The following is a 1,360-nucleotide window of genomic DNA, read 5'->3' on the forward strand; positions in this document are numbered from 1 at the left end:
GCCCGCGGGTTGAGGTCAATGCCAATATTGTGCAGTGCTGGGGGCTTACGCTTCATGATCGCCCCGCCGCCCAGGTGGGTCTCAATATAGGTGTCGTGTGGCGGCATCAGGGCGATGATGTGCTGGCACAGTCCGGAGGTCGCCTTCGATCCAAAATAACGGCCCATGGCTGTTGATCCATTCGATGTGTTGGGTCAATAGCATAGACTCGGCGCGCTATGATATCAAGCCTCTACAGACATGAAAAAGCGATTGTAGATCCATCGAGGCAGGCTTGTACTCAGTCTTAGGGGTGAGTAGTTACGTCCAATTTCTGTATGCGCGGCTGAATATCGTGGGTAATCAAATTAGCCAATGCCGTTCGAGGGCGGTTTGAAGCCGGCCCCTGCAGGCAGGCTCCGGAGGGTCGGTTTCTCCATCACTTCAGCAGCTTCTCATGCTGCACTGTCAGCTCCCTGCCAACCGATTCGCATTGCTGCGGCACACACAAGTATCTTGACAAACACCGATTCAGACCATCCATGTTCTGGCTGCTTCCGCCGCAATGTGCCCGGCCAGTTCGCTGATGAAGGAGCGCAAACCGGTCATCTCTGACAGCTCCCCATGCTCCCCTGTCTCAACTGCCTCACGTGGAGATACTATGACGGAGGCGACGGTATATAGTTGTTCTTGCATAAGCTTTCGACATAGGATGTTGTATCTCTCAGCATAGCTTGCGTTCTTAAATTCCTTGAATACCGGAAAATGCGGTGACTGATCCTTGACCGGCGAACGCGATTTCGGCGCATCCTCAAGCAGCATCAGCCAACCCACAAACGGCCTCATCTGTTCACCGAAAGCTCCTTCCCGGTATCCTGTCCATAAATCATGCGCAGTACCGATAGCCTCTTCGGTCCGGTTATTGAAGTTGTTGCCGAAAGACGGCCCAACCTGGCTTTTGAATTCGAGGGCGGCTATTAACCGGCCCTCATTCATTACCAATAGATCCCATAGCTTTGTCGGACGGAAATAACCAGGCAGGGTGAGAACCCGTCGTTCCAGATGAATGTCCGCATGTTCCAGTCCGTTTGCATGAACAATATCTTTGACCAGAGCAATGAAGCCGTCCATGTTTTTACCGGCGGTTACACCTGCACGCTCCCCCTGGTCGGCTTTGCCTGACTCGATCTGTTTGTTACGTGCTTGCTCTCGATTTCCCCAGAAGGCTTTTACCGCTTCTTTGGCTTTCGCATCATAATTCGATAACTAGAGTTTAGAGTAAGCAACATTGTTCCACCGTATATTTTCGGGTGAAATAAAGTTGCTATTTTGTTCATACTGCCCGTTAGAGCTTGTTCTATACGCTGATTGCTGCATCCTG

At 51.5% G+C, this 1,360-nt stretch carries 1 protein-coding gene; it reads right to left on the bottom strand.

Annotated features, from left to right (window positions below):
• Positions 1 to 510: 510 nt before the first annotated feature.
• Entirely contained in the window at positions 511 to 1,167 is a 657-nt protein-coding gene (locus tag ACOCD2_RS20130) for a PaeR7I family type II restriction endonuclease (RefSeq protein WP_419625963.1), read from the bottom strand.
• Positions 1,168 to 1,360 lie beyond the last annotated feature (193 nt).

The sequence above is a fragment of the Thiolapillus sp. genome (assembly GCF_048562965.1).
Lineage (GTDB): Bacteria > Pseudomonadota > Gammaproteobacteria > Chromatiales > Chromatiaceae > Thiolapillus > Thiolapillus brandeum_A.